This is a genomic window from Streptomyces tricolor, assembly GCF_002155905.1.
Classification (GTDB): Bacteria; Actinomycetota; Actinomycetes; order Streptomycetales; family Streptomycetaceae; genus Streptomyces; species Streptomyces tricolor.
Map to the genome: position 1 here is coordinate 1 of NZ_MUMF01000375.1, position 24,071 is coordinate 24,071.

The window sequence follows — 24,071 nt, forward strand, 5'->3', positions numbered from 1 at the left end:
GCCCTTGCGTCTTCCCCGGCGCGCCGGGGAAGGGGCGCTCGGCGCGCCGGGGAAGACGCAAGGGCCGCTGCCCCCGAGCGGCTGCGGCCCTGTGCGCGTGAGAGGCACGGAGTGCGCTCAGAGCACCCGCACCGCGCCCGTAGCCGGGTAACCGGAGAGGTCCTGGATGACAACGCCCTTGGAGGGGTTGGCCGCGTCCAGGTACTGGCCGTTCCCGATGTAGACGCCGACGTGGTACGCGGAGCCCTTGGCGCCCCAGTACAGGATGTCGCCGACCTGCAGGTTGGACAGGGAGACCTCGGTGCCGACGGTCGACTGGTCCTGCGAGACACGCGGGAGGTCCACACCGACCTGCCGGAAGGCGGCCTGGACGAGGCTGGAGCAGTCCCACGCGTTGGGGCCGGTGGCGCCCATGACGTACGCGTCGCCCACCTGCGCCTTGAGGAAGGAGATGACGGTCGCCACGCTGCCGCCGGCGGGCGCGGAGGCCGTCGTGGAGGTGGAGGCGGACGTGGAGGCGGACGCCGAGAGCGTGGTCCGCTCCGCGTTGCGCGAGGCACGCTCGGCGGCCTCCTTGCGGGCGGCCTCCTCGGCCTTCTTCTTCTCCGCCGCCGCCTTCTTCTTGGCTTCGGCGAGGTCCGCCTTCGCCTCCTTGGCGGCCTTGGCGGCTGCCGCGTCACGCTCGGCCTGCAGCTGGTAGTTCGCGGCGGCCTGCTCGGTGGCGTCCGCGGTCTGGGCCGCCTGAGCGGCCAGATCGGCCGTCAGGGTGGGCAGTTCGAGGGTCTGCGTCACCGGCTCGGCAGCGTTCGCCGACCCGGACGCCCCGGCGACTGCCAGGGTGCTGAGGACGCCACCGGCAACTCCGGCCCGCACGGCGAGGGTCGACGCGCTGCGGCGGGGCTTCCGGTGGCTGCGTATGTGAGCGGTGTGGGACATGGGAACAACCGGTACCAGGGGCTCCTTCATATCTTCAAGAAACGTGTCCTGCGCCACAGTTGCTCAATCGAGACCCGAAATGGCCCGCGCGTCACTCTTTATTGACGCCGTAACGGACATTGCGGACGCCCGCGATCAAGCCCTTGATCACGGTCTTTGATCATTACGTCCGAATTGCCCCACGCCTACCACTGGTTGCGGTCGTTGGCCAAGCCCGGTTCTCAGAGGTCTCTCATGAATGTGGCGGAGGTCACGGAACGGCCGCCCGATCCACGACGTCCCGCGTGCGCGGCGGCTCGTGAACGCGTGCACGTGCCCCGGAGCCCGTCCACACCCCGCTCCGCTCTCCCCCCGATGTGTGAACGCGCCCCACTATCAGGGCGTCGCGTCCAGCGCGAATTTGCATGCAGTGGAAGTCTCTTGATATGGAGACGCCCCCTCTGGCCTGCGATGACGAGCGAGATTGTCACTTATGGTGATCAACTGAACGCTTCACGTATGAAGATCACTCATCATCCGACTTCATGATCCTTCGTCAGGTGGTGGAGATCACAAAGCTTGTGCAATACCCCGTGTCGCAGATCACAGAGCGGCGGGCATAAGATGCGAGGCAGTTGGGCTTGTGACCTGCTTCACATGTTCTCGATCTTCGCTTGGGACCAGCGGGGTTCGAGGGGCTCGTGAGGCAGGTGTGAGCCCAGTGCAACCGCCAGCAGTCAGTGCCGACTGAGAGGAGCGAGGAGCGGTGAACGCGTATGCGCCCATCCTCGTACTGGGAGCCCTCGGGGCAGGCTTTGCGATCTTCTCCGTGGTCATGGCCACGCTGATCGGTCCGAAGCGGTACAACCGCGCGAAGCTCGAAGCCTATGAGTGCGGCATCGAGCCGACCCCCACGCCGGCCGGCGGCGGGCGCTTCCCCATCAAGTACTACCTGACGGCGATGCTCTTCATCGTCTTCGACATCGAGATCGTCTTCCTCTACCCCTGGGCCGTCACCTTCGACGCCCTGGGGATTTTCGGGCTCGTGGAGATGCTGCTCTTCGTGCTCACCGTCTTCGTCGCGTACGCGTACGTATGGCGGCGCGGCGGCCTGGAATGGGACTGAGGGGCCTTTAACGACATGGGACTCGAAGAAAAGCTGCCGAGCGGCTTCCTGCTGACCACCGTCGAGCAGGCCGCGGGCTGGGTGCGCAAGGCGTCCGTCTTCCCGGCCACCTTCGGCCTCGCCTGCTGCGCCATCGAGATGATGACCACCGGCGCCGGCCGTTACGACCTGGCCCGCTTCGGCATGGAGGTCTTCCGCGGCTCGCCGCGCCAGGCGGACCTGATGATCGTCGCCGGCCGGGTCAGCCAGAAGATGGCGCCCGTCCTGAGGCAGGTCTACGACCAGATGCCCAACCCCAAGTGGGTGATCTCCATGGGTGTCTGCGCCTCCTCCGGCGGCATGTTCAACAACTACGCGATCGTCCAGGGCGTCGACCACATCGTGCCGGTCGACATCTACCTGCCCGGCTGCCCGCCCCGCCCCGAGATGCTGATGGACGCGATCCTCAAGCTCCACCAGAAGATCCAGTCCTCCAAGCTCGGCGTGAACGCCGAGGAAGCGGCCCGCGAGGCGGAGGAGGCGGCGCTCAAGGCCCTGCCCACGATCGAGATGAAGGGGCTGCTGCGGTGAGCGACGCGAACGGCACCCACGGCACAGGCGGGGCGAACGGGTCCGCGAACGGGGTGAACCCCGAGAAGGACCTCTCCGCCTCCAACCTCCCCGGCCAGCGCGGCCAGGGCGGCGAGGAGATCCGCGTCCAGCGCGGCATGTTCGGCGCGAACAACGGCGGCGACACCTCCGGCTACGGCGGCCTGGTCCGCTCGGTCCGACTCCCGGGACCGGCGACCCGCCCCTACGGCGGCTGGTTCGACGAGGTCGCCGACGAACTGGAAGGCGCCCTGGAGGAACAGGGCCTCCTCCCCGAGAACGCCATCGAGAAGACGGTCGTCGACCGCGGCGAGCTGACCTTCCACATCGAACGCGAGCACCTGGTCCGCGTCGCCCGCACCCTGCGCGACGACCCGGCCCTGCGCTTCGAGCTGTGCACCGGCGTCAGCGGCGTCCACTACCCGAACGACACGGGCCGCGAGCTGCACGCCGTCTACCACCTGCGCTCGATCACCCACAACCGGCTGATCCGCCTCGAAGTCAGCGCCCCCGACAGCGACCCCCGCGTCCCCTCGCTGGTCTCCGTCTATCCGACCAACGACTGGCACGAACGCGAGACGTACGACTTCTTCGGGATCGTCTTCGACGGTCACCCGGCCCTGACGCGGATCATGATGCCGGACGACTGGCAGGGCCACCCGCAGCGCAAGGACTACCCCCTCGGCGGCATCCCCGTCGAGTACAAGGGCGCCCAGATCCCGGCTCCGGACCAGCGGAGGTCGTACTCGTGAGCAGCACCCAGTCAGCAGCCGCCCGGGAAACCACCGAGGGCACCGTCTACACGGTCACCGGTGGCGACTGGGACGAGGTCGTCCAGTCCGCGGCCCGCGCCGACGACGAACGCATCGTCGTCAACATGGGTCCTCAGCATCCGTCCACCCATGGAGTGCTCCGGCTGATCCTGGAGATCGAGGGCGAGACGGTCACCGAGGCCCGCTGCGGCATCGGCTACCTCCACACCGGCATCGAGAAGAACCTCGAGTACCGCACGTGGACGCAGGGCACCACCTTCGTCACGCGCATGGACTACCTGACGTCCTTCTTCAACGAGACCGCCTACTGCCTCGCCGTCGAGAAACTGCTCGGCATCGAGGACCAGATCACCGAGCGGGCCAAGATCATCCGGGTGCTCCTGATGGAGCTGAACCGGATGTCCTCCCACCTGGTCTGCATCGCCACCGGCGGCATGGAGCTGGGCGCCACCACGATCATGATCTACGGATTCCGTGATCGTGAAATGATTCTCGACCTCTACGAGCTGATCACGGGCCTGCGCATGAACCACGCGTACATCCGGCCCGGCGGACTCGCCCAGGACCTGCCGCCCGGCGCGGTGGACCAGATCCGCGAGTTCGTGAAGAAGATGAAGAAGAACCTCCCGGAGTACGACAAGCTCGCCACCGGGAACCCCATCTTCAAGGCCCGCATGCAGGACATCGGCTACCTCGACCTGGCCGGCTGCATGGCCCTCGGCGCCACCGGCCCGATCCTGCGCTCCACCGGCCTCCCGCACGACCTGCGCAAGACGCAGCCGTACTGCGACTACGAGACGTACGACTTCGACGTCCCGACCGCCGACTCCTGCGACGCCTACGGCCGCTTCCTCATCCGCCTGGAGGAGATGCGCCAGTCGCTCAGGATCGTCGAGCAGTGCCTGGACCGGCTCCAGCCCGGCCCGGTCATGGTCGCCGACAAGAAGATCGCCTGGCCCGCCCAGCTCGCCCTGGGACCGGACGGACTCGGCAACTCCCTCGACCACATCAAGAAGATCATGGGCACCTCCATGGAAGCCCTGATCCACCACTTCAAGCTGGTCACCGAGGGCTTCCGGGTCCCGCCGGGACAGGCGTACGCGGCCGTCGAATCGCCCAAGGGCGAACTGGGGGTGCATGCCGTCTCCGACGGCGGCACCCGCCCCTACCGGGTCCACTTCCGCGACCCGTCCTTCACCAACCTGCAAGCCATGGCGGCGATGTGCGAGGGCGGCCAGGTCGCCGACGTCATCGTCGCCGTCGCGTCCATCGACCCCGTGATGGGAGGCGTCGACCGGTGACCACCTCATCCTCGGAGCGGGGCGTCAGCCTGGGCATGCCCGAACTGCCCGCACCCGCCTACCCGGACGACGTCCGGGCCCGGCTGGAGGCGGACGCGCGCGAGATCATCGCGCGCTACCCGGACTCCCGGTCCGCCCTGCTGCCGCTGCTCCACCTCGTCCAGTCGGAGGAGGGCCATGTCACGCGCACCGGAATGCGGTTCTGCGCGGACATGCTGGGCCTGACCACGGCCGAGGTCACCGCCGTCGCCACCTTCTACACCATGTACCGGCGCCGGCCCTCCGGCGACTACCAGGTGGGCGTGTGCACCAACACGCTGTGCGCGGTCATGGGCGGCGACGCGATCTTCGAGACCCTCCAGGAACACCTGGGCCTCGGCAACGGCGAGACCACCGACGACGGCAAGGTCACCCTGGAGCACATCGAGTGCAACGCGGCATGCGACTTCGCGCCGGTCGTGATGGTCAACTGGGAGTTCTTCGACAACCAGACCCCGGCGAGCGCCAAGCGCCTGGTCGACGACCTGCGCGCGGGGCGGCCCGTACAGCCCACGCGCGGGGCGCGGCTGTGCACGTTCAAGGAGACCGCGCGGATTCTGGCCGGCTTCCCCGACGAGCGGCCCGGGGCCGTCGAGGAGGGCGGCAGTGCGGGACCCGCGTCGCTGGTGGGCCTTCGCCTGGCAAAGGGAGAGACCGCACCCGCGCGCGTGGTCCATCCGCGCGGAGGTCCGCATGAGGAACCGCAGGACAGGGTGCACGAGCCGTCGCCGGCCGAACACCTCAGTTCCCATGACGCGCCGCAGGACACATCGGCCTCCGACCCCGCCCACCCGGCAGGGCCTACCGCCGAGGAGGGGGAGTGATGACCGTGGTACCCGAGGTCAAGGACCCGAGCCCCGAGAAGCTGCTCGCACCCGTGCTGTCGGCCTTCTGGGACGAGGACCGGTCCTGGACCCTGGACGTCTACCGGAGGCACGAGGGGTACGAGGGGCTCCGCAAGGCCCTCGCCATGTCGCCGGACGACCTGATCGCGTACGTCAAGGACTCCGGGCTGCGAGGCCGCGGCGGCGCGGGATTCCCGACCGGAATGAAGTGGCAGTTCATTCCACAGGGCGATGGGAAACCGCACTATCTAGTTGTCAACGCCGACGAGTCGGAGCCGGGCACCTGCAAGGACATCCCGCTCCTCTTCGCGAACCCGCACAGCCTCATCGAGGGCATTGTGATCGCGTGCTATGCCATCAGGTCGTCGCATGCCTTCATCTATCTGCGTGGTGAGGTCGTCCCCGTTCTGCGGCGGCTGCACGAGGCCGTGCGCGAGGCCTACGCGGCGGGCTACCTCGGCGAGAACATCCTGGGCAGCGGGCTCGACCTCCAGCTCACCGTGCACGCGGGCGCCGGCGCGTACATCTGCGGTGAGGAGACCGCACTGCTCGACTCGCTCGAAGGCCGCCGTGGTCAACCGCGGCTCCGTCCCCCCTTCCCTGCGGTGGAAGGCCTCTACGCCTGTCCGACTGTTGTGAACAACGTCGAGTCGATCGCGTCGGTTCCCGCCATCCTGAAAAACGGCAAGGACTGGTTCAGGTCGATGGGCAGCGAGAAGTCCCCGGGCTTCACGCTCTACTCGCTCAGCGGCCACGTCGCGAGCCCCGGCCAGTACGAGGCCCCGCTCGGCATCACGCTGCGCCAGCTCCTCGACATGAGCGGCGGGATGCGGCCGGGCCACCGCCTGAAGTTCTGGACCCCGGGCGGCTCCTCGACGCCGATGTTCACCGACGAGCACCTCGACGTCCCCCTCGACTACGAGGGCGTCGGCGCCGCCGGCTCCATGCTCGGCACCAAGGCCCTGCAGTGCTTCGACGAGACGACCTGCGTGGTGCGGGCCGTGACCCGCTGGACCGAGTTCTACGCCCACGAGTCCTGCGGCAAGTGCACGCCCTGCCGCGAAGGGACGTACTGGCTGGTGCAGTTGCTGCGCGACATCGAGGCCGGCAAGGGCGTCATGTCCGACCTCGACAAGCTCGCCGACATCGCCGACAACATCAACGGCAAGTCCTTCTGCGCCCTCGGTGACGGCGCCGCATCCCCGATCTTCTCCTCGCTGAAGTACTTCCGCGAGGAGTACGAGCAGCACATCACGGGCCGGGGCTGCCCCTTCGACCCGGCCAAGTCGACGGCCTGGGCGGACCGCCCGGAGGTGAACGCATGACCGTGACCACGAGCGCCCCCACCGGAGGGGGACAGGCGGCGGTCCCGCCGGAGGACCTCGTCACGCTGACGATCGACGGCGTCGAGATCAGCGTGCCCAAGGGCACCCTGGTCATCCGGGCCGCCGAGCAGCTCGGCATCGAGATCCCGCGGTTCTGCGACCACCCCCTCCTGGACCCGGCCGGCGCCTGCCGCCAGTGCATCGTCGAGGTCGAGGGCCAGCGCAAGCCGATGGCGTCCTGCACGATCACGTGCACGGACGGCATGGTCGTCAAGACCCAGCTCACCTCCCCGGTCGCCGAGAAGGCCCAGCACGGCGTGATGGAGCTGCTGCTCATCAACCACCCGCTGGACTGCCCGGTCTGCGACAAGGGCGGCGAGTGCCCGCTGCAGAACCAGGCGATGTCGCACGGCAACGCCGAGTCCCGCTTCGACGGCAGGAAGCGGACCTACGAGAAGCCCGTACCGATCTCCACCCAGGTGCTGCTCGACCGCGAGCGGTGCGTGCTGTGCGCCCGCTGCACCCGCTTCTCCAACCAGATCGCGGGCGACCCGATGATCGAACTGGTCGAGCGGGGCGCGCTCCAGCAGGTCGGCACCGGTGAGGGCGACCCGTTCGAGTCGTACTTCTCCGGCAACACCATCCAGATCTGCCCGGTCGGCGCGCTCACCTCCGCCGCCTACCGGTTCCGCTCCCGCCCCTTCGACCTGGTCTCCTCGCCGTCGGTCTGCGAGCACTGCGCCGGCGGCTGCGCCACCCGCACCGACCACCGGCGCGGCAAGGTCATGCGGCGGCTCGCCGCCAACGACCCCGAGGTCAACGAGGAGTGGATCTGCGACAAGGGACGCTTCGCGTTCCGGTACGCGCAGCAGAAGGACCGCCTCGACACCCCGCTCGTACGCAACGCCGACGGTGTGCTGGAGCCCGCCTCCTGGCCGGAGGCGCTGGAGGCGGCGGCGCGGGGCCTGACCGCGGCCCGCTCCCGGGCCGGCGTCCTCATCGGCGGCCGGCTGACCGTCGAGGACGCCTACGCCTACAGCAAGTTCGCGCGCGTGGCGCTCGACACCAACGACATCGACTTCCGCGCGCGCGTGCACAGCGGCGAGGAGGCCGACTTCCTGGCCGCCCGGGTCGCCGGCCGCGGCCGGGACCTCGACGGCACGGGCGTCACCTACACCTCCCTGGAGAAGGCGCCCGCCGTCCTGCTGGTCGGCTTCGAGTCGGAGGAGGAGGCACCCGGCGTCTTCCTGCGGCTGCGCAAGGCCTGGCGCAAGCGCAAGCAGCAGGTGTTCGCCCTGGCCACGCACGCCACCCGGGGCCTGGAGAAGGCAGGCGGCACGCTGCTGCCGGCCGCCCCGGGCACCGAGACGGAGTGGCTGGACGCGCTCGCGAGCGGCGTCGGCCTGGAGGATCCCGGCACACGTGCCGCCGAGGCCCTGCGCACCGAGGGCGCCGTCATCGTCGTGGGCGAGCGGCTGGCCGCCGTCCCGGGCGGCCTCACCGCCGCCCTGCGCGCCGCCACCGCCACCGGCGCCCGGCTGGTGTGGATCCCGCGCAGGGCCGGTGAGCGCGGCGCCGTCGAGGTGGGCGCGCTGCCCTCGCTGCTGCCGGGAGGCCGCCCGGCGACCGACCCGCGCGCGCGGGAGGAGGTCGCCGCCGTCTGGGGCCTCGCCGAACTCCCGTCGGGCTTCGGCCGCGACACGCACCAGATCGTCGAGGCCGCCGCGGGCGGCGAACTCGGCGCGCTGCTGGTCGCCGGCGTGGAGGTCGCCGACCTGCCCGACCCGGCACGCGCGCGTGAGGCGCTGGACCGTGTCGGCTTCCTGGTCTCGCTGGAGCTGCGGCCCAGCGAGGTCACCGAGCGCGCCGACGTCGTCCTGCCGGTCGCCGCGGTCGCCGAGAAGGCGGGCACCTTCCTCAACTGGGAGGGCCGCGTGCGCTTCTTCGAGGCCGCGCTCAAGCCCGACCAGATGACCCGCCGGCTCGCGCCGACCGACGCGCGCGTGCTGCACATGCTCGCCGACGCCATGGACGTCCACCTGGGCCTGCCGGACCTGCGCACCACGCGCGCGGAGATCGACCGGCTCGGCTCCTGGGACGGCCCCCGCGCCACCGAACCCATGGAGAGCGCGGGCCCGCTGCCCCGCCCGGCCGCGGGCGAGGCCGTGCTCGCGGGCCACCGGCTGCTGCTCGACCTGGGCGTCCTCCAGGAGGGCGACGAGGCGCTCGCCGGCACCCGGCACGCCGCACGCGCGCGCGTGTCCGCCGCGACGGCCGCCGAGGCGGGCGTCGCCGACCGCGCCGCCCTGGCCGTCACCGGCCCGGCCGGCACGGTCGAACTTCCCCTCCAGATCACCGAGATGCCCGACCGGGTGGTCTGGCTCCCGCTGAACTCCGTCGGCGCCGGCGTCGCCTCCGACACCGGAGCACGGCCCGGCTCCCTCGTCCGCATCGGCCCGGCGGCAGTCGCCGACACGGCCCCCAAGGAGGTGGAGGCATGAGCCCGTACCTCGCCGCTGAAGACCTCTCGATGTTCGGCCGCGACCCCTGGTGGCTGGTCGTCGTCAAGGCGGTGTTCTGCTTCGCCTTCCTCATGGTGACCGTGCTGTTCTCCATCGTCTGGGAACGCAAGGTCGTCGCCTGGATGCAGCTGCGCATCGGTCCCAACCGGCACGGCCCCTGGGGCATGCTCCAGTCGCTCGCCGACGGCGTGAAACTGATGCTCAAGGAAGACATCATCGTCAAACGCGCGGACAAGGTGGTCTACGTCCTCGCGCCGATCGTCGCGGCCATCCCGGCCTTCATGGCGATCGCGGTGATCCCCTTCGGCCCGGCCGGCAACGAGATCTCGATCTTCGGCCACCGCACCACGATGCAGCTCACCGACCTGCCGATCGCGATGCTCTACATCCTCGCGGTCGCCTCCGTCGGCATCTACGGCATCGTGCTGGCGGGCTGGAGTTCCGGTTCCACCTACCCGCTGCTGGGCGGCCTGCGCTCCTGCGCGCAGATGATCTCGTACGAGATCGCCATGGGCGCCGCGTTCGCCTCCGTGTTCCTGTACTCGGGGTCGATGTCGACGTCCACGATCGTGGAGCAGCAGCACGACCGCTGGTACATCCTGCTGCTGCCGGTCTCCTTCATCCTCTACATCGTCACGATGGTCGGCGAGACCAACCGCGCGCCCTTCGACATGCCGGAGTCCGAGGGCGACCTGGTCGGCGGCTTCAACACCGAGTACTCCTCGATCAAGTTCGCGATGTTCATGCTCGCCGAGTACGTGAACATGGTGACGGTCTCGGCCGTCTCGACCACCCTGTTCCTCGGCGGCTGGCGCGCCCCCTGGCCGGTCAGCGGCTTCTGGGAGGGCGCGAACCACGGCTGGTGGCCGCTGCTCTGGTTCGTCCTCAAGGTGCAGCTGCTGCTGTTCTTCTTCATCTGGCTGCGCGGCACGCTCCCGCGGGTCCGCTACGACCAGCTGATGAAGCTCGGCTGGAAGGTCCTCATCCCGGTCTCCGTGACCTGGCTGATGCTGGTCGCGACCGTCCGCGCCCTGCGCAACGAGAACTACGACTTCGCCGACATCGCCCTCTACGTCGGCGGCGGTGTCCTCGCCCTGCTGCTGATCTCCTTCGTCGCCGACATGTTCCGCGAGAAGGCGCGGCCGGCCGAAGAGCCCGCCGACCGGCGGCCGGCCTTCGACCCGACGGCGGGCGGATTCCCCGTACCGCCGCTGCCCGGACAGGAGCTGCCGCCGGTGCCCCGGCGCCGCCCCCGCCGGGAGCGGGAGCTGATTGTCAGTGGTGGGTCGGACACTGTCAGTGACGGAACTTCGGAGGGAAAGGAGGCGTCCGATGGCTGAGGAGCCTCAGGAGACCGGGCGGACCGAGCCCGGCTTCCAGAACCCGGTGGCCGGCTTCGGCGTGACCTTCAAGGCCATGTTCAAGAAGCGGCTGACCGAGCAGTACCCGGAGCAGAAGAAGACCACGGCTCCGCGGTTCCACGGACGGCACCAGCTCAACCGCCATCCGGACGGCCTGGAGAAGTGCGTCGGCTGCGAGCTGTGCGCCTGGGCCTGCCCCGCCGACGCCATCTACGTGGAGGGCGCCGACAACACCGACGAGGAACGCTACTCGCCGGGCGAGCGGTACGGCCGCGTCTACCAGATCAACTACGCCCGCTGCATCCTGTGCGGGCTGTGCATCGAGGCGTGCCCCACGCGCGCGCTGACGATGACGAACGAGTTCGAACTGGCCGACTCCAGCCGCGCCAACCTCATCTACACCAAGGAGCAGCTGCTCGCCGGCCTCGAAGAGGGCATGGTCGACACGCCGCACGCGATCTTCCCGGGGACGGACGAACAGGACTACTACCGCGGCCTGGTGACGCAGGCCGCGCCCGGCACCGTCCGCCAGGTCGCCGTCTCCAAGGGAGAGGTCCCGCAGGAGGCCGCGTCCACGTTCGGCGAGGACGAGCCGGCCTCCGAGAAGGTGATCGGTCGATGAGCGCACAGCACCTCGCCGCCTACACCACCTCCACCGGGGAGGCCTTCCAGTTCTGGGTCCTCGGCACGATCGCGGTGATCGGCGCCCTGTGCACCGTCTTCATGAAGAAGGCCGTGCACAGCGCGCTCTGCCTCGCCGGCACCATGATCGTCCTGGCGGTGTTCTACCTCGCCAACGGCGCCTACTTCCTCGGGATCGTGCAGATCGTCGTCTACACCGGCGCGATCATGATGCTGTTCCTGTTCGTGGTGATGCTCGTCGGCGTCACGGCCGCGGACTCCCTGAAGGAGACCATCAAGGGCCAGCGCTGGCTGGCCCTTCTGTGTGGCGTCGGCTTCGGTGTCCTGCTGTTCGCCGGCATCGGCAACGCCGCCCTGACGGAGTTCAACGGCACCGGCCAGGCGAACGCCAACGGCAACGTGGAGGGCCTGGCGGCCCTCATCTTCACCAAGTACGTCTTCGCCTTCGAGGTCACCGGCGCGCTGCTGATCACGGCCGCCGTCGGCGCCATGGTGCTCACCCACCGCGAGCGCACCGAGCGCGCCAGGACCCAGCGCGAGCTGTCCGAGCAGCGCATCCGCGAGGGGTCGTACATCCCGCCGCTGCCCGCGCCCGGTGTCTACGCCCGGCACAACGCCGTGGACATCGCGGGCCTGCTGCCCGACGGCACCCCGTCCGAGCTGACCGTCAACAAGACGCTGCGCGAACGCGGCCAGATCCGGGACGTGTCCACGGAGGCGCTCAACGACCTGCGGGCGCTGGAGCAGCGCGCGGAGGAGCGCCTGGAGCGCAGGCCGATCGCGCCGGAGACGTTCAAGCGGACCGAGGAGGCGTCGAAGTGAACCCGGTCAACTACCTCTACCTCGCCGCCCTGTTGTTCACGATCGGCGCGACCGGCGTCCTGATCCGGCGCAACGCCATCGTGGTCTTCATGTGCATCGAGCTGATGCTGAACGCCTGCAACCTCGCGTTCGTCGCCTTCTCCCGGATGCACGGCAACCTCGACGGCCAGATCATCGCCTTCTTCACGATGGTCGTCGCCGCCGCGGAGGTCGTGGTGGGCCTCGCGATCATCGTGTCGCTGTTCCGCACCCGCCACTCGGCCTCGGTCGACGACGCCAGCCTGATGAAGCTGTAAGGGGTCGGAAGAATCGTGGAGAACCTGATCGCGCCGCTCATCGCGGCGCCCCTGCTCGGAGCGGCCGTCCTGCTGGTCGGCGGCCGGCGCCTGGACCGCGTCGGCCACTGGATCGGCACGCTGCTGTCGGCCGTCTCCTTCGTGCTCGGCCTGCTCCTCTTCGCCGACCTGCTCGGCAGGGAGGCCGAACATCGCACCCTGACCCAGCACCTGTTCAGCTGGGTCCCGGTGGCCGGCTTCCAGGCGGACGTCACCTTCCGCCTCGACCAGCTGTCCATGACGTTCGTCCTGCTCATCACGGGCGTCGGCTCGCTGATCCACCTGTACTCGGTCGGGTACATGGAGCACGACGAGCGGCGCCGCCGCTTCTTCGGCTACCTGAACCTGTTCCTCGCGGCGATGCTGCTGCTCGTCCTCGCCGACAACTACCTGCTGCTGTACGTCGGCTGGGAGGGCGTCGGCCTCGCCTCGTACCTGCTGATCGGCTTCTGGCAGCACAAGCCCAGCGCCGCCACCGCCGCGAAGAAGGCCTTCCTGGTCAACCGCGTCGGCGACATGGGCCTGTCGATCGCGATCATGCTGATGTTCACCACCTTCGGCAGCTTCGCCTTCGGCCCGGTCCTCGCGAGCACCGGCGACACCTCCGAGGGCAAGCTCACCGCGATCGGCCTGATGCTGCTCCTCGCCGCCTGCGGCAAGTCCGCCCAGGTGCCGCTCCAGTCCTGGCTCGGGGACGCCATGGAGGGCCCGACCCCGGTCTCCGCCCTCATCCACGCGGCGACCATGGTCACCGCGGGCGTCTACCTGATCGTCCGCTCCGGCGCCATCTTCAACGCCGCCCCCGACGCCCAGCTGGCCGTCACCGTCGTCGGCGCGGTCACGCTCCTGTTCGGTGCGATCGTCGGTTGCGCCAAGGACGACATCAAGAAGGCGCTGGCCGGCTCCACCATGTCGCAGATCGGCTACATGGTCCTCGCCGCCGGCCTCGGCCCCATCGGCTACGTCTTCGCGATCATGCACCTGGTGACGCACGGCTTCTTCAAGGCCGGCCTGTTCCTCGGCGCCGGTTCGGTGATGCACGGCATGAACGACGAGGTCGACATGCGCCGCTACGGCGGCCTGCGGAAGTACATGCCGGTCACGTTCGTCACCTTCGGCCTCGGCTACCTCGCCATCATCGGTTTCCCGGGCCTGTCCGGCTTCTTCTCCAAGGACAAGATCATCGAGGCGGCGTTCGCCAAGGGCGGCACCGAGGGCTGGATCCTCGGCGGCGCGGCCCTGCTGGGCGCGGCCATCACCGCCTTCTACATGACCCGCGTGATGCTGATGACGTTCTTCGGAGAGGAACGGTGGCGCCACGCCCCGACCCCGTCCCCGGCCGAGCCCGACGTGGAGCCCGCCGCCGAGACCCGCGGCGAGCACGCCGAGCCGCACCCGCACGAGTCCCCGAAGGTCATGACGATCCCGATGATCGTGCTGGCCGTCGGCTCCGTCCTCGGCGGTGGCTTCTTCAGCATCGGCGACCGCTTCCTCCACTGGCTGGAGCCGGTCACCGGGCACGACCACGGGGACTCGCCGCTCAGCGCCGGGGTGATCACCGGGGCCACCATGGTCTGCCTGGTCATCGGTGTCGCCGTCGCCTGGGCGCAGTACGGCCGCAGGCCCGTCCCGTCGGTCGCCCCGCGCGGCTCGCTGCTCACCCGCGCGGCCCGCCGCGACCTGCTCCAGGACGACTTCAACCATGTGGTCCTGGTGCGCGGCGGCGAGCACCTCACGCGCTCCCTGGTGTACGTCGACCACACCCTGGTCGACGGCGTCGTCAACGGCACGGCGGCCGGCTTCGGCGGCCTGTCCGGACGGATGCGCCGGCTCCAGAACGGCTTCGCCCGCTCCTACGCGGTCTCGATGTTCGGCGGTGCGGCACTCCTGGTCGCCGCGACCCTGCTGATGAGGGCGGTCTGATACCGATGTCCTTTCCTCTGCTGACAGCGACGGCGGCGCTCCCGGCGCTCGGGGCCGTCGCCACGGCCGCCGTACCGGCCGCCCGGCGCACCGCCGCCAAATGGCTGGCGCTGGTCGTCTCGCTCGCCACGCTCGCCCTGGCGGTCACCGTCCTGCTCCGCTTCGACCCGGACGGCGACCGTTACCAGCTCACCGAGTCGCACGCCTGGATCAAGGACTTCGGGGTCAGGTACGAGCTGGGCGTCGACGGCATCGCGGTCGCGCTGATCGCGCTGACCGCCGTACTGATCCCGTTCATCATCCTCGCGGGCTGGCACGACGCCGACCCGCTGGAGACCGGCAGCCGCCGCTGGCGGCCCACCCAGGGCTTCTTCGCGCTGATCCTGGCCGTCGAGGCGATGGTGATCATCTCCTTCGAGGCCACGGACGTCTTCCTCTTCTACATCTTCTTCGAGGCCATGCTCATCCCGATGTACTTCCTCATCGGCGGCTTCGGAGACCGTGCCCACGAGCACGGCGAGGAGACGGCGGCCACCCAGCGGTCGTACGCGGCGGTGAAGTTCCTGCTCTACAACCTGGCCGGCGGTCTGATCATGCTGGCCGCGGTGATCGGCCTCTACGTGGTCGCCGGGAACTTCTCGCTCACGCAGATCGCCGAGGCCCGCGCCGACGGCTCGCTGCAGATGGCGACCAGTACCGAACGCTGGCTGTTCCTCGGCTTCTTCTTCGCCTTCGCGGTGAAGGCGCCGCTGTGGCCGCTGCACACCTGGCTGCCCAACGCCATGCAGGAGTCCACCGCCCCGGTCGCCGTGCTCATCACCGCGGTCGTCGACAAGGTGGGCACGTTCGCGATGCTCCGCTTCTGCCTCCAGCTGTTCCCGGAGGCCAGCACGTGGGCGACGCCCGTGATCCTCGTCCTGGCCCTGATCAGCATCGTCTACGGCGCGCTGCTCGCCGTCGGCCAGCGGGACATCAAACGCCTGGTGGCGTACGCGTCGATCTCGCACTTCGGCTTCATCATCATGGGCATCTTCGCGATGACCAGCCAGGGCCAGTCCGGTGCCACGCTCTACATGGTCAACCACGGCATCTCCACCGCCGCGCTGATGCTGGTCGCCGGCTTCCTCATCTCCCGGCGCGGCTCGCGGCTCATCGCCGACTACGGAGGCGTGCAGAAGGTCGCCCCGGTGCTCGCCGGCACATTCCTGATCGGCGGCCTCGCCACCCTCTCGCTGCCCGGACTGGCCCCGTTCGTCAGCGAGTTCCTCGTCCTGGTCGGCACGTTCGCGCGCTACCCGGTGATCGGCATCATCGCCACCTTCGGCATCGTCCTCGCCGCGCTGTACACCCTCGTCCTGTACCAGCGGACGATGACCGGCCCGGTGAAGCCGGAGGTCTCCGCGATGCCCGACCTCCGCGTGCGCGAGCTGGTCGTCGTCGCCCCGCTGATCGCGCTGCTGATCGTCCTGGGCGTCTATCCGAAGCCCGTCACGGACATCGTGAACCCGGCGGTCCAGCAGACCATGTCCGACGTACACAAGAAGGACCCCAAGCCCGAGGTGGAGGCGGCCAAGTGAGCGCAGCAGCCGTCCACAGCCTGTGGACAACAGCGGCCGATCCGATCTCGAAGATCGACGCGCCGAAAATCGAATACGGACAATTGTCGCCGACGCTGATCGTCATCGGCGCAGCGCTGGTCGGGGTGCTCATCGAGGCGTTCGTGCCGCGCAGGTCCCGCTACTACGCGCAGGTCTTCGTGTCCGTCGTGGCCCTGTGCGCCGCGTTCGCCGCGGTCGTGGCACTCGCGGCCGACGGGTACGGCACCACCAAGGCGCGCATCGCGGCCATGGGCGCGCTCGCGGTCGACGGCCCGGCCCTCTTCCTGCAGGGCACCATCCTGCTGGCCGGCCTGGTCGGCCTGTTCACCTTCGCCGAGCGGCGCCTGGACCCGGCGGCGCACGGCAACCGGGTCGACTCCTTCGCCGCGCAGGCCGCCTCCGTGCCCGGCAGCGACAGCGAGAAGGCCGCCGTGAAGGCGGGCTTCACCACCACCGAGGTCTTCCCGCTGCTGCTCTTCGCGGTCGGCGGCATGCTGATGTTCCCGTCGGCGAACGACCTGCTGACCCTGTTCGTGGCCCTGGAGGTCTTCTCCCTCCCGCTGTACCTGCTGTGCGCGCTGGCCCGCCGCAAGCGGCTGATGTCGCAGGAGGCCGCGGTCAAGTACTTCCTGCTGGGCGCGTTCGCCTCCGCGTTCACCCTGTTCGGCATCGCGCTGCTGTACGGCTACGCGGGCTCGCTGTCGTACGGGCGCATCGCCCAGGTCGTCGACGGCACCGCCACCGACGTCGACCCGGCCCTCGCCAACACCATGGGCAACGACGCGCTGCTGCTGGTCGGCGGCGCCATGCTGCTGATGGGCCTGCTGTTCAAGGTGGGCGCGGTGCCGTTCCACATGTGGACGCCCGACGTCTACCAGGGCGCGCCGACCCCGGTGACCGGCTTCATGGCGGCGGCGACGAAGGTGGCCGCGTTCGGCGCGCTGCTGCGCCTGCTGTACGTCGTCCTGCCCGGGCTGCGCTGGGACTGGCGGCCGGTGATGTGGGCCGTCGCGATCATCACCATGCTGGGCGGTGCGATCGTCGCCATCACCCAGACCGACATCAAGCGGCTGCTGGCGTACTCGTCCATCGCGCACGCCGGCTTCATCCTCGCGGGTGTCATCGCCACGTCGAAGGACGGCGTCTCGTCCGTCCTCTTCTACCTGGCGGGCTACTCGTTCGTCACGATCGGCGCCTTCGCCGTGGTCACGCTGGTGCGTGACGCGGGCGGCGAGGCCACCCACCTGTCCAAGTGGGCGGGCCTGGGCCGGCGCTCGCCGCTGGTGGCGGCCGTGTTCGCGGTGTTCCTGCTGGCCTTCGCCGGCATCCCGCTGACCTCCGGGTTCGCCGGGAAGTTCGCCGTGTTCAAGGCGGCGGCGGACGGCGGCGCGGTCCCGCTGGTCGTGGTCGGTGTGATCTCCTCGGCCATCGCGGCGTTCTTCTACATCCGCGTGATCGTCCTGATGTTCTTCAGCGAGCCGCGGCCGGAGGGCCCGACCGTGGCCGTCCCGTCCCCGCTGACCATGCTCGCGATCGGCGTGGGCGTGGCGGTGACACTGGTGCTGGGCGTGGCCCCGCAGTACTTCCTGGACCTGGCGAACCAGGCGGGAGTGTTCGTGCGCTGACGCTCCGCTCGCACCTGCCGCTGCCCGGCACCCTGAGCGAGGGTGCCGGGCAGCGCCATGTGTCCGTGGTCACCGATGTCCGGTCGCGGCGCGTCTTGATCCGCACGTGCACCGCGGCCCGGCCGTTCCCGACCGAACCTGTGGATAACTCCGAGGCTGTCGGTCCGGACCCCTATGGTGGATGCAGCGGTCGAGAGACGACACACGGGGGACCGACGGGGGACAGGACGATGGGCGTGACGGGCGGGATCAGCGAGATGGCACAGGTGACCGAGGGGCCGGGCACGGCCGGCAGCGAGGCGCTGGCCACGCTGCACCGGGTCTTCGGATACGACGCCTTCCGGGGCGAGCAGCAGGCGATCATCGAGCATGTGGTGGCGGGCGGCGACGCCGTCGTCCTCATGCCGACCGGCGGCGGCAAGTCGCTCTGCTACCAGATCCCGGCCCTGGTCCGGCCCGGCACCGGCGTGGTGATCTCGCCGCTGATCGCCCTCATGCAGGACCAGGTGGACGCCCTGCGGGCCCTCGGCGTCCGCGCCGGCTTCATCAACTCCACGCAGGACTTCGACGAGCGGCGCGTGATGGAGGCCGAGTTCCTCGCCGGCGAGCTGGACCTGCTCTACCTGGCGCCGGAGCGGCTGCGCCTGGACGCCACGCTGGACCTGCTCTCCCGCGGCAAGATCTCCGTCTTCGCGATCGACGAGGCGCACTGCGTGTCCCAGTGGGGCCACGACTTCCGCCCCGACTACCTCGCCCTGTCCCTGCTCGGCGAGCGCTGGCCGGACGTCCCGCGGATCGCCCTCACCGCCACGGCCACCCGCGCCACCCACCAGGAGATCACCCAGCGGCTGCACCTGCCGACGGCCCGGCACTTCGTCGCCAGCTTCGACCGGCCCAACATCCAGTACCGGATCGTGCCCAAGGCCGACCCCAGGAAGCAGCTGCTCGCCTTCCTCCGGGAGGAGCACGCGGGCGACGCCGGCATCGTCTACTGCCTCTCGCGGAACTCGGTGGAGCGCACGGCGGAGTTCCTGACCGCCAACGGCATCGCGGCCGTGCCGTACCACGCGGGCCTTGACGCGGCCACGCGCGCGGCACACCAGTCCCGGTTCCTGCGCGAGGACGGCCTGGTCGTGGTCGCGACGATCGCCTTCGGCATGGGCATCGACAAGCCGGACGTCCGCTTCGTCGCCCACCTGGACCTGCCCAAGTCGATCGAGGGCTACTACCAGGAGACGGGCCGGGCGGGCCGCGACGGCCTGCCGTCCACGGCGTGGATGGCGTACGGCCTGAACGACGTCATACAGCAGCGCAAGCTCATCCAGTCCGGCGAGGGCGACGAGGCGTTCCGCCGCCGGGCCGCCGCCCACCTCGACGCGATGCTGGCGCTGTGCGAGACCGCACAGTGCCGCCGCGGCCAGCTGCTCGCCTACTTCGGCCAGGACGCCGACGCCGCGGGCTGCGGCAACTGCGACACCTGCCTCACCCCGCCCGAGACCTGGGACGGCACGATCGCCGCGCAGAAGGTGCTGTCCACGGTGGTGCGGCTGCAACGGGAGCGCGGTCAGAAGTTCGGCGCGATGCAGATCGTCGACATCCTGCTCGGCAAGCGCACCGCCAAGGTGATCCAGTTCGACCACGACCAGCTGTCCGTCTTCGGCATCGGCCAGGACCTCGGCGAGGGCGAGTGGCGGGGCGTCATCCGGCAGCTGCTGGCCCAGGGACTCCTCGCGGTCGAGGGGGAGTACGGCACGCTGGTCCTCACCGAGGCGAGCGGCTCGGTGCTGCGGCGGGAGCGCGAGGTGCCGCTGCGCAAGGAGCCGAAGAAGCCGACCGCGTCCCGGTCGCGGTCCGCCGGCGCCTCCGGGGGCGAGGGCAAGGCCAAGGCCGCCGCGGCCGAGCTGCCCGACGCGCTGCTCCCCGCCTTCGAGGCGCTGCGGGCCTGGCGCGCCGAGCAGGCCAGGGAACAGGGCGTCCCGGCGTACGTCATCTTCCACGACGCCACCCTGCGGGAGATCGTGACCCGGTGGCCCGGTTCGGTGCGGGAACTGGGCACGGTGAGCGGCGTCGGTGAGAAGAAGCTCGCGACGTACGGGGAGGGCGTGCTCCAGGTGCTGGCCTCCCTGGGCGATTCGGCCCCGGCCGCCGACCACGCCCCGGCCGCCACCGGCACCCCGGCCGCCACCGACGCGCCGGACCCCGACTGGCCCGAGCCGGCGGACGAGCCGGAGCCGGACGACTGGATATAGCCCGCCGGCCCCGGACGCTCAGGACAGTGCCGTCAGGCCCGGAGCGAAGGTGATCAGCAGCGGCAGCAACGGCACCAGTGCGGCCACCGTCGTCGTCAGCGCCCGGTGCCGGCGCAGCAGCCGTGGCGGCGGCTCCAGCAGGCGGTCGACCCGCTCGCCGAGGAGGCGGCGGCTGGAGTCGCAGGACAGGACGCCCCGGTGCTGGTTCAGCTCGATCAGGGCGAGGGCCGTGGTGAGGTGCCCGCAGCGCCGGGAGGCCGTGTCGTCGGCGGCCAGCTCGACCAGGCGGTGCGTCTGGTCGCAGAAGTGGGCGAAGAGCGGCACCCGCGGGAAACCCGTGGCGAGGGCCGTGGACAGGTGCAGCAGCCAGTCGTGGTGGGCGCGGGCGTGCCCGCGCTCGTGGGTGAGGACGGCGTCCAGCTGGAGGTCGGTGAGGCGGTGCAGCGCCCCCGTGGTGACGACCAGCTGCGGCGGATGTCCCGGCATCCACCAGGCGTCCGGGTACTCGTCCTCCAGCACCAGCATCGGCCCGCGCGCCGCGGGCAGCCCGGCCGGCAGCTCGGGGGCGCGCTCGCGCAGCTGCGCCCGGGCCTGGCCCCGGCTGCGGCGGGCCTCGACGAGTTCGCGTGCCAGCATCGCCGTCGTCCAGGCCGCCCCGCAGGCCAGCAGCACGGTGAGCACCGCGGCCCACACCGGCGCGGTGGACAGGTCGTACGCGGCGGTGACGGCGGGCGGCGCCGGGGCGAACACGTGGTCGCGGACGGTGTGGAAGACCGCCGCCGCGCCGAGGACCAGGGCGGTCAGGCAGCACAGCAGCACGGTGGCGACCAGGCACTGCCACGCCCACAGCGCGACCACGGGTTCCCGCTCGGGCCAGGCGGCCCGGGTCAGCGCGCGCGGCGCCGGTACGGCGGCCGTCAGGGCGACGACGCTCAGCAGGAGCAGGCAGACGGTCATGCCGGGGCTCCGGTTCCTGGTCGGAGAGGTGTGCGGGGTCGGTGGTGCCGGGCACGCGTCACACGACGGCGGCTCGCGCGTGTGCGTGTCCCCGTCAGTATGACGAAGACGGGCGGCGAGAGTCAGGTGTCGGCGACGATCCGGCGCGACCGCGGCACGCGCGTGGGGCGGTGCGCACAACACCACCCGCGCGTGCCCGCGCCGCAGCCGGAGGCCCGGCCGGCACCGACCGGCCCTCGGCACCGGCCGGCCGGGCCGGCGCGCACCGGCGCCACCGGTCGCGGGGTCAGCCCGTCACGATCCGCCCGCTGACCTCGCCCAGCCCGATCCGGCGTCCGTCCGCGCCGGGAGCCCAGGCCGACAGGGTCACCACGTCCCCGTCCTCCAGGAACGTCCGCTTGCCGTCGGGGAGGTCGAGGGGGTCGCGGCCGTTCCAGGTCAGTTCCAGCAGGGAGCCGCGCTGGTGCTCGGCCGGCCCGCTGACCGTGCCCGAGCCGTACAGGTCCCCGGTGCGCAGCGAGGCGCCGTTCACCGTCATGTGGGCGAGCTGCTGGGCGGCGGTCCAGTACATGGTGGAGAACGGAGGCTCGGAGACCACATGGCCGTTGATCGCGACGGAGATACGGAGGTCGTAACCGCCGGGCTCGCTGCCGGGCGCCGAGTCGTCCAGGTAGGGCAGCAGCGGGTGCGTGCGCTCCGGGGGCGCCACGCGCGCGTGCTCCAGCGCCTCCAACGGGGTGATCCAGGCCGACACCGAGGTGGCGAAGGACTTGCCGAGGAACGGGCCGAGGGGGACGTACTCCCAGGCCTGGATGTCCCGCGCGGACCAGTCGTTCAGCAGGCACAGCCCGAACACGTGCTCCCGGAAGTCGCCGAGCGCGACCGGGCTGCCCATCCGCGAGGGCACGCCCACGACGAAGCCGACCTCGGCCTCGATGTCCAGCCGGACCGACGGGCCGAAGACGGGCGCGGGGTCGCCCGGACCCTTGCGCTGCCCGGACGGCCGTACGACGTCCGTGCCGGAGACGACGACCGTGCCGGAGCGGCCGTGGTAACCGATCGGCAGGTGCTTCCAGTTGGGAGTGAGGGAGTCCTCGGCGTCCGGGCGGAAGATCTGGCCGACGTTCCGGGCGTGGTTCTCCGAGGCGTAGAAGTCGACGTAGTCGGCGACCTCGAAGGGCAGATGCAGGGTGACCTCGGACAGGGGGTGGAACAGCGGCTCGACGGTCGCGCGGTGCGCCGGGTCGGTGATCCAGGAGGTGACGGCGCGCCGTACGTCCGACCAGGTGGCGCGGCCGGCGGCGAGCAGCGGGTTGAGGGTGGGACGGGCGAGCAGCGCCTGGTGGGGCGAGCCGAGCGCCGCGGCCGTGGCGCCCGCGTCGAGGACGTGGTTCCCGAGCCGGACGCCGATCCTCCGCTCCGTGCTGCCGGCGGGCGAGAACACGCCGTAGGGGAGGTTGTGCGGGCCGAAGGGGTCGCCCTCGGGGACGTCGAAGGGGGGCATGGGGTGCTGCCTCACTCTCATCGGGCCATGCACGGCGATGCGTTCCATGTGGTCGGGCCACACGTTACGGCCGACTCGCGTGTCTTGGGCAGTGCCTCACCCGGTACTCGAAAGGTTGCTCGCACAGTGTCTAAAGAGTTCGCAATGTCCTGATAAGCCTTGTGGGAGGAGGGAATTCCGGCTTAGCGTCATTTGGGACTCGGACGGGGTGGGTCCGTTCCATTGGGGGACACGTGGGGGGACCCGTGGCCGCAAACACCGTCAGCGTGCCCGTGCCGGTCGACCGTGACGTGCCGGGACTGATCGTCAAGTTCGGTGACTACCCGCTGCACCACGGCGGCGTCGGCGCCATCCGCAGCCTGGGCCGCCTGGGCGTGCCCATGTACGCCATCGCCGAGGACCCGTACACACCGGCGGCCTCCTCGCGCTACCTGAAGAAGGCGTTCGTGTGGCCGACGACCGGCACGGAGGACCCGGGCCGGCTGGTCGAGGGCCTGCTGCGCATCGGCCGCCGGATCGGCCGCCCGGCCGTCCTGCTCCCGACGGACGAGGAGGCCGCCGTCCTGATCGCCGAGCGCCAGGACGACCTGGCCGGATCCTTCCTCTTCCCGCGCGTGGATCCCGCGCTGCCCCGCCGCCTGGCCAGCAAGCAGGGACTGCACGAACTGTGCGCGGAGCACGGCGTCGCGGGTCCCGCGGCGGCGTTCCCGCGCTCGTACGAGGACATCGTCGCCTTCGCCGACACGGCCCGCTTCCCGGTGGTGGCCAAGAACCGCGAGGCGTTCGTCCGGCGCCTCCGCCCCGCCGTGACCGGCACCACACGGATCGGCACGCGCGCGGGACTGCTCGGCCTGGCCCGGGACTGGGGCGAGGAGCCCGGGGTGATCCTCCAGGAGTACCTGCCGCGGGAGGAGGCCGAGGACTGGATCGTGCACGCCTGCTTCGACCAGGACTCCCGCCCGCTCGCGCTGTTCACCGGCGTCAAGGTCCGCGCCTGGCCGCCGCACGCCGGCATGACGGCGCACGCGTACGTCGTCGACAACCGGGAACTCGCCGGCCTCGCCGCTCGTTTCATCGAGCGGATCGGCTTCAGCGGCGTCGCCGACCTCGACCTGCGCTTCGACCGGCGCGACGGACAGTACAAGCTCCTCGACTTCAACCCGCGCATGGGCGCCCAGTTCCGGCTCTTCGAGAACGCGTCGGGCGTGGACGTCGTCCGCGCGCTGCACCTGCACCTGACCGGCCGCCCCGTGCCGGAGGGGGAACAGCGCGCCGGCCACCGCTTCGTCGTGGAGAACATCGACCTGCCCGCCCTGCTCGCCTACCGGCGCAGCGGCTACACGACACCGCACGCGCCGGCGAGGGCGAGCGGGACGGAGCTGGCCTGGTTCGCGGGCGACGACCCGCTGCCGTTCCTGACGATGCTCGCCCGCTCCGTGCGCCCGGGCGCGAAGCACCTCCGCCGGCTGTGGCGGACCGGCCGCCGCGGCGCCGCCACCGCCACCACCGCCACCGAGCGGCCGACGACACCCCCGCAGCAGACCACCGCCACGAAGCAGGCAACGACCACCACGACGTAGGCAACGACCACCACGGCGTAGGCAACGACCACGACAGCGTG

Annotated in this window: 19 protein-coding genes; 16 read left to right on the top strand and 3 right to left on the bottom strand. The window is 70.6% G+C overall.

The window, feature by feature from the left end; all coding sequences use genetic code 11:
• Positions 1-117 precede the first annotated feature (117 nt).
• Complete coding sequence (locus CCN44_RS25610) at positions 118-966, bottom strand: C40 family peptidase (RefSeq protein WP_059251911.1); 849 nt, start codon at positions 964-966, stop codon at positions 118-120.
• Between the two features lie 715 nt (positions 967-1,681).
• Between CCN44_RS25610 and CCN44_RS25615 the strand changes: the two genes are divergently transcribed.
• The 15 genes from CCN44_RS25615 to recQ all read left to right on the top strand — a co-directional run bounded on the left by CCN44_RS25615 (position 1,682) and on the right by recQ (position 19,989).
• Positions 1,682-2,041 carry an NADH-quinone oxidoreductase subunit A gene (locus tag CCN44_RS25615; protein WP_003992243.1) on the top strand — a complete coding sequence of 120 codons (360 nt, stop codon included), beginning with the start codon at positions 1,682-1,684 and terminating at the stop codon, positions 2,039-2,041.
• Positions 2,042-2,056: 15 nt separating this feature from the next.
• Positions 2,057-2,611, top strand: coding sequence for a NuoB/complex I 20 kDa subunit family protein (locus CCN44_RS25620; protein WP_007383964.1), 555 nt, complete (start codon positions 2,057-2,059; stop codon positions 2,609-2,611).
• A complete protein-coding gene (locus CCN44_RS25625; RefSeq protein ID WP_086699892.1) occupies positions 2,608-3,381 on the top strand; it encodes an NADH-quinone oxidoreductase subunit C in 774 nt (257 codons plus the stop codon). The genes CCN44_RS25620 and CCN44_RS25625 overlap by 4 nt, the downstream gene beginning before the upstream one ends.
• Complete coding sequence (locus tag CCN44_RS25630) at positions 3,378-4,703, top strand: NADH-quinone oxidoreductase subunit D (RefSeq protein WP_059251915.1); 1,326 nt, start codon at positions 3,378-3,380, stop codon at positions 4,701-4,703. Before CCN44_RS25625 ends, CCN44_RS25630 begins: the two co-directional genes overlap by 4 nt.
• Positions 4,700-5,566 (top strand): NADH-quinone oxidoreductase subunit NuoE, encoded by an 867-nt coding sequence (gene nuoE, locus CCN44_RS25635; protein WP_059251917.1) that lies wholly within the window; start codon positions 4,700-4,702, stop codon positions 5,564-5,566. Before CCN44_RS25630 ends, nuoE begins: the two co-directional genes overlap by 4 nt.
• Complete coding sequence (gene nuoF / locus CCN44_RS25640; RefSeq protein WP_059251918.1) at positions 5,566-6,912, top strand: NADH-quinone oxidoreductase subunit NuoF; 1,347 nt, start codon at positions 5,566-5,568, stop codon at positions 6,910-6,912. Before nuoE ends, nuoF begins: the two co-directional genes overlap by 1 nt.
• Positions 6,909-9,413 (top strand): NADH-quinone oxidoreductase subunit G, encoded by a 2,505-nt coding sequence (locus CCN44_RS25645; protein ID WP_086699894.1) that lies wholly within the window; start codon positions 6,909-6,911, stop codon positions 9,411-9,413. The genes nuoF and CCN44_RS25645 overlap by 4 nt, the downstream gene beginning before the upstream one ends.
• Positions 9,410-10,774, top strand: a complete 1,365-nt coding sequence (nuoH, locus tag CCN44_RS25650) for an NADH-quinone oxidoreductase subunit NuoH (protein WP_086699898.1) — start codon at positions 9,410-9,412, stop codon at positions 10,772-10,774. The genes CCN44_RS25645 and nuoH overlap by 4 nt, the downstream gene beginning before the upstream one ends.
• Positions 10,767-11,417 (top strand): NADH-quinone oxidoreductase subunit NuoI, encoded by a 651-nt coding sequence (gene nuoI, locus CCN44_RS25655; protein ID WP_059251925.1) that lies wholly within the window; start codon positions 10,767-10,769, stop codon positions 11,415-11,417. The genes nuoH and nuoI overlap by 8 nt, the downstream gene beginning before the upstream one ends.
• Positions 11,414-12,259: an NADH-quinone oxidoreductase subunit J gene (locus CCN44_RS25660; RefSeq protein WP_059251928.1), complete on the top strand. Its 846-nt coding sequence runs from the start codon at positions 11,414-11,416 to the stop codon at positions 12,257-12,259. Before nuoI ends, CCN44_RS25660 begins: the two co-directional genes overlap by 4 nt.
• Complete coding sequence (nuoK, locus tag CCN44_RS25665) at positions 12,256-12,555, top strand: NADH-quinone oxidoreductase subunit NuoK (protein ID WP_028420845.1); 300 nt, start codon at positions 12,256-12,258, stop codon at positions 12,553-12,555. The genes CCN44_RS25660 and nuoK overlap by 4 nt, the downstream gene beginning before the upstream one ends.
• Positions 12,556-12,570: 15 nt before the next feature.
• On the top strand, positions 12,571-14,517 hold the full coding sequence (gene nuoL, locus CCN44_RS25670; protein WP_086699901.1) for an NADH-quinone oxidoreductase subunit L: 1,947 nt from the start codon (positions 12,571-12,573) through the stop codon (positions 14,515-14,517).
• 5 nt (positions 14,518-14,522) lie between these two features.
• On the top strand, positions 14,523-16,094 hold the full coding sequence (locus CCN44_RS25675; RefSeq protein WP_059251932.1) for an NADH-quinone oxidoreductase subunit M: 1,572 nt from the start codon (positions 14,523-14,525) through the stop codon (positions 16,092-16,094).
• On the top strand, positions 16,091-17,740 hold the full coding sequence (gene nuoN / locus CCN44_RS25680) for an NADH-quinone oxidoreductase subunit NuoN (protein WP_059251934.1): 1,650 nt from the start codon (positions 16,091-16,093) through the stop codon (positions 17,738-17,740). The genes CCN44_RS25675 and nuoN overlap by 4 nt, the downstream gene beginning before the upstream one ends.
• A gap of 230 nt (positions 17,741-17,970) precedes the next feature.
• Complete coding sequence (recQ, locus tag CCN44_RS25685; protein WP_086699904.1) at positions 17,971-19,989, top strand: DNA helicase RecQ; 2,019 nt, start codon at positions 17,971-17,973, stop codon at positions 19,987-19,989.
• Positions 19,990-20,007: 18 nt separating this feature from the next.
• Here the strand turns inward: recQ and CCN44_RS25690 are convergent, their stop codons facing one another.
• Positions 20,008-20,946, bottom strand: coding sequence for a M56 family metallopeptidase (locus CCN44_RS25690; RefSeq protein WP_059251938.1), 939 nt, complete (start codon positions 20,944-20,946; stop codon positions 20,008-20,010).
• A 286-nt stretch (positions 20,947-21,232) separates the two neighbouring features.
• Positions 21,233-22,450 (bottom strand): fumarylacetoacetase, encoded by a 1,218-nt coding sequence (gene fahA, locus CCN44_RS25695; protein WP_086699907.1) that lies wholly within the window; start codon positions 22,448-22,450, stop codon positions 21,233-21,235.
• A 245-nt stretch (positions 22,451-22,695) separates the two neighbouring features.
• Between fahA and CCN44_RS25700 the strand changes: the two genes are divergently transcribed.
• Positions 22,696-24,030, top strand: coding sequence for a carboxylate--amine ligase (locus CCN44_RS25700; RefSeq protein WP_237481551.1), 1,335 nt, complete (start codon positions 22,696-22,698; stop codon positions 24,028-24,030).
• The last annotated feature ends 41 nt before the right edge of the window (positions 24,031-24,071 follow it).

Bases quoted from the DNA above. Each gene is read 5' to 3' on its own strand.
- nuoI (WP_059251925.1), top strand. From the start codon at position 10,767: ATGGCTGAGGAGCCTCAGGAGACCGGGCGGACCGAGCCCGGCTTCCAG.
- CCN44_RS25610 (WP_059251911.1), bottom strand. From the start codon at position 966: ATGAAGGAGCCCCTGGTACCGGTTGTTCCCATGTCCCACACCGCTCAC.
- CCN44_RS25660 (WP_059251928.1), top strand. From the start codon at position 11,414: ATGAGCGCACAGCACCTCGCCGCCTACACCACCTCCACCGGGGAGGCC.
- CCN44_RS25675 (WP_059251932.1), top strand. From the start codon at position 14,523: ATGTCCTTTCCTCTGCTGACAGCGACGGCGGCGCTCCCGGCGCTCGGG.
- nuoH (WP_086699898.1), top strand. From the start codon at position 9,410: ATGAGCCCGTACCTCGCCGCTGAAGACCTCTCGATGTTCGGCCGCGAC.
- recQ (WP_086699904.1), top strand. From the start codon at position 17,971: ATGGGCGTGACGGGCGGGATCAGCGAGATGGCACAGGTGACCGAGGGG.
- nuoF (WP_059251918.1), top strand. From the start codon at position 5,566: ATGACCGTGGTACCCGAGGTCAAGGACCCGAGCCCCGAGAAGCTGCTC.
- fahA (WP_086699907.1), bottom strand. From the start codon at position 22,450: ATGCCCCCCTTCGACGTCCCCGAGGGCGACCCCTTCGGCCCGCACAAC.
- CCN44_RS25620 (WP_007383964.1), top strand. From the start codon at position 2,057: ATGGGACTCGAAGAAAAGCTGCCGAGCGGCTTCCTGCTGACCACCGTC.
- CCN44_RS25690 (WP_059251938.1), bottom strand. From the start codon at position 20,946: ATGACCGTCTGCCTGCTCCTGCTGAGCGTCGTCGCCCTGACGGCCGCC.
- CCN44_RS25645 (WP_086699894.1), top strand. From the start codon at position 6,909: ATGACCGTGACCACGAGCGCCCCCACCGGAGGGGGACAGGCGGCGGTC.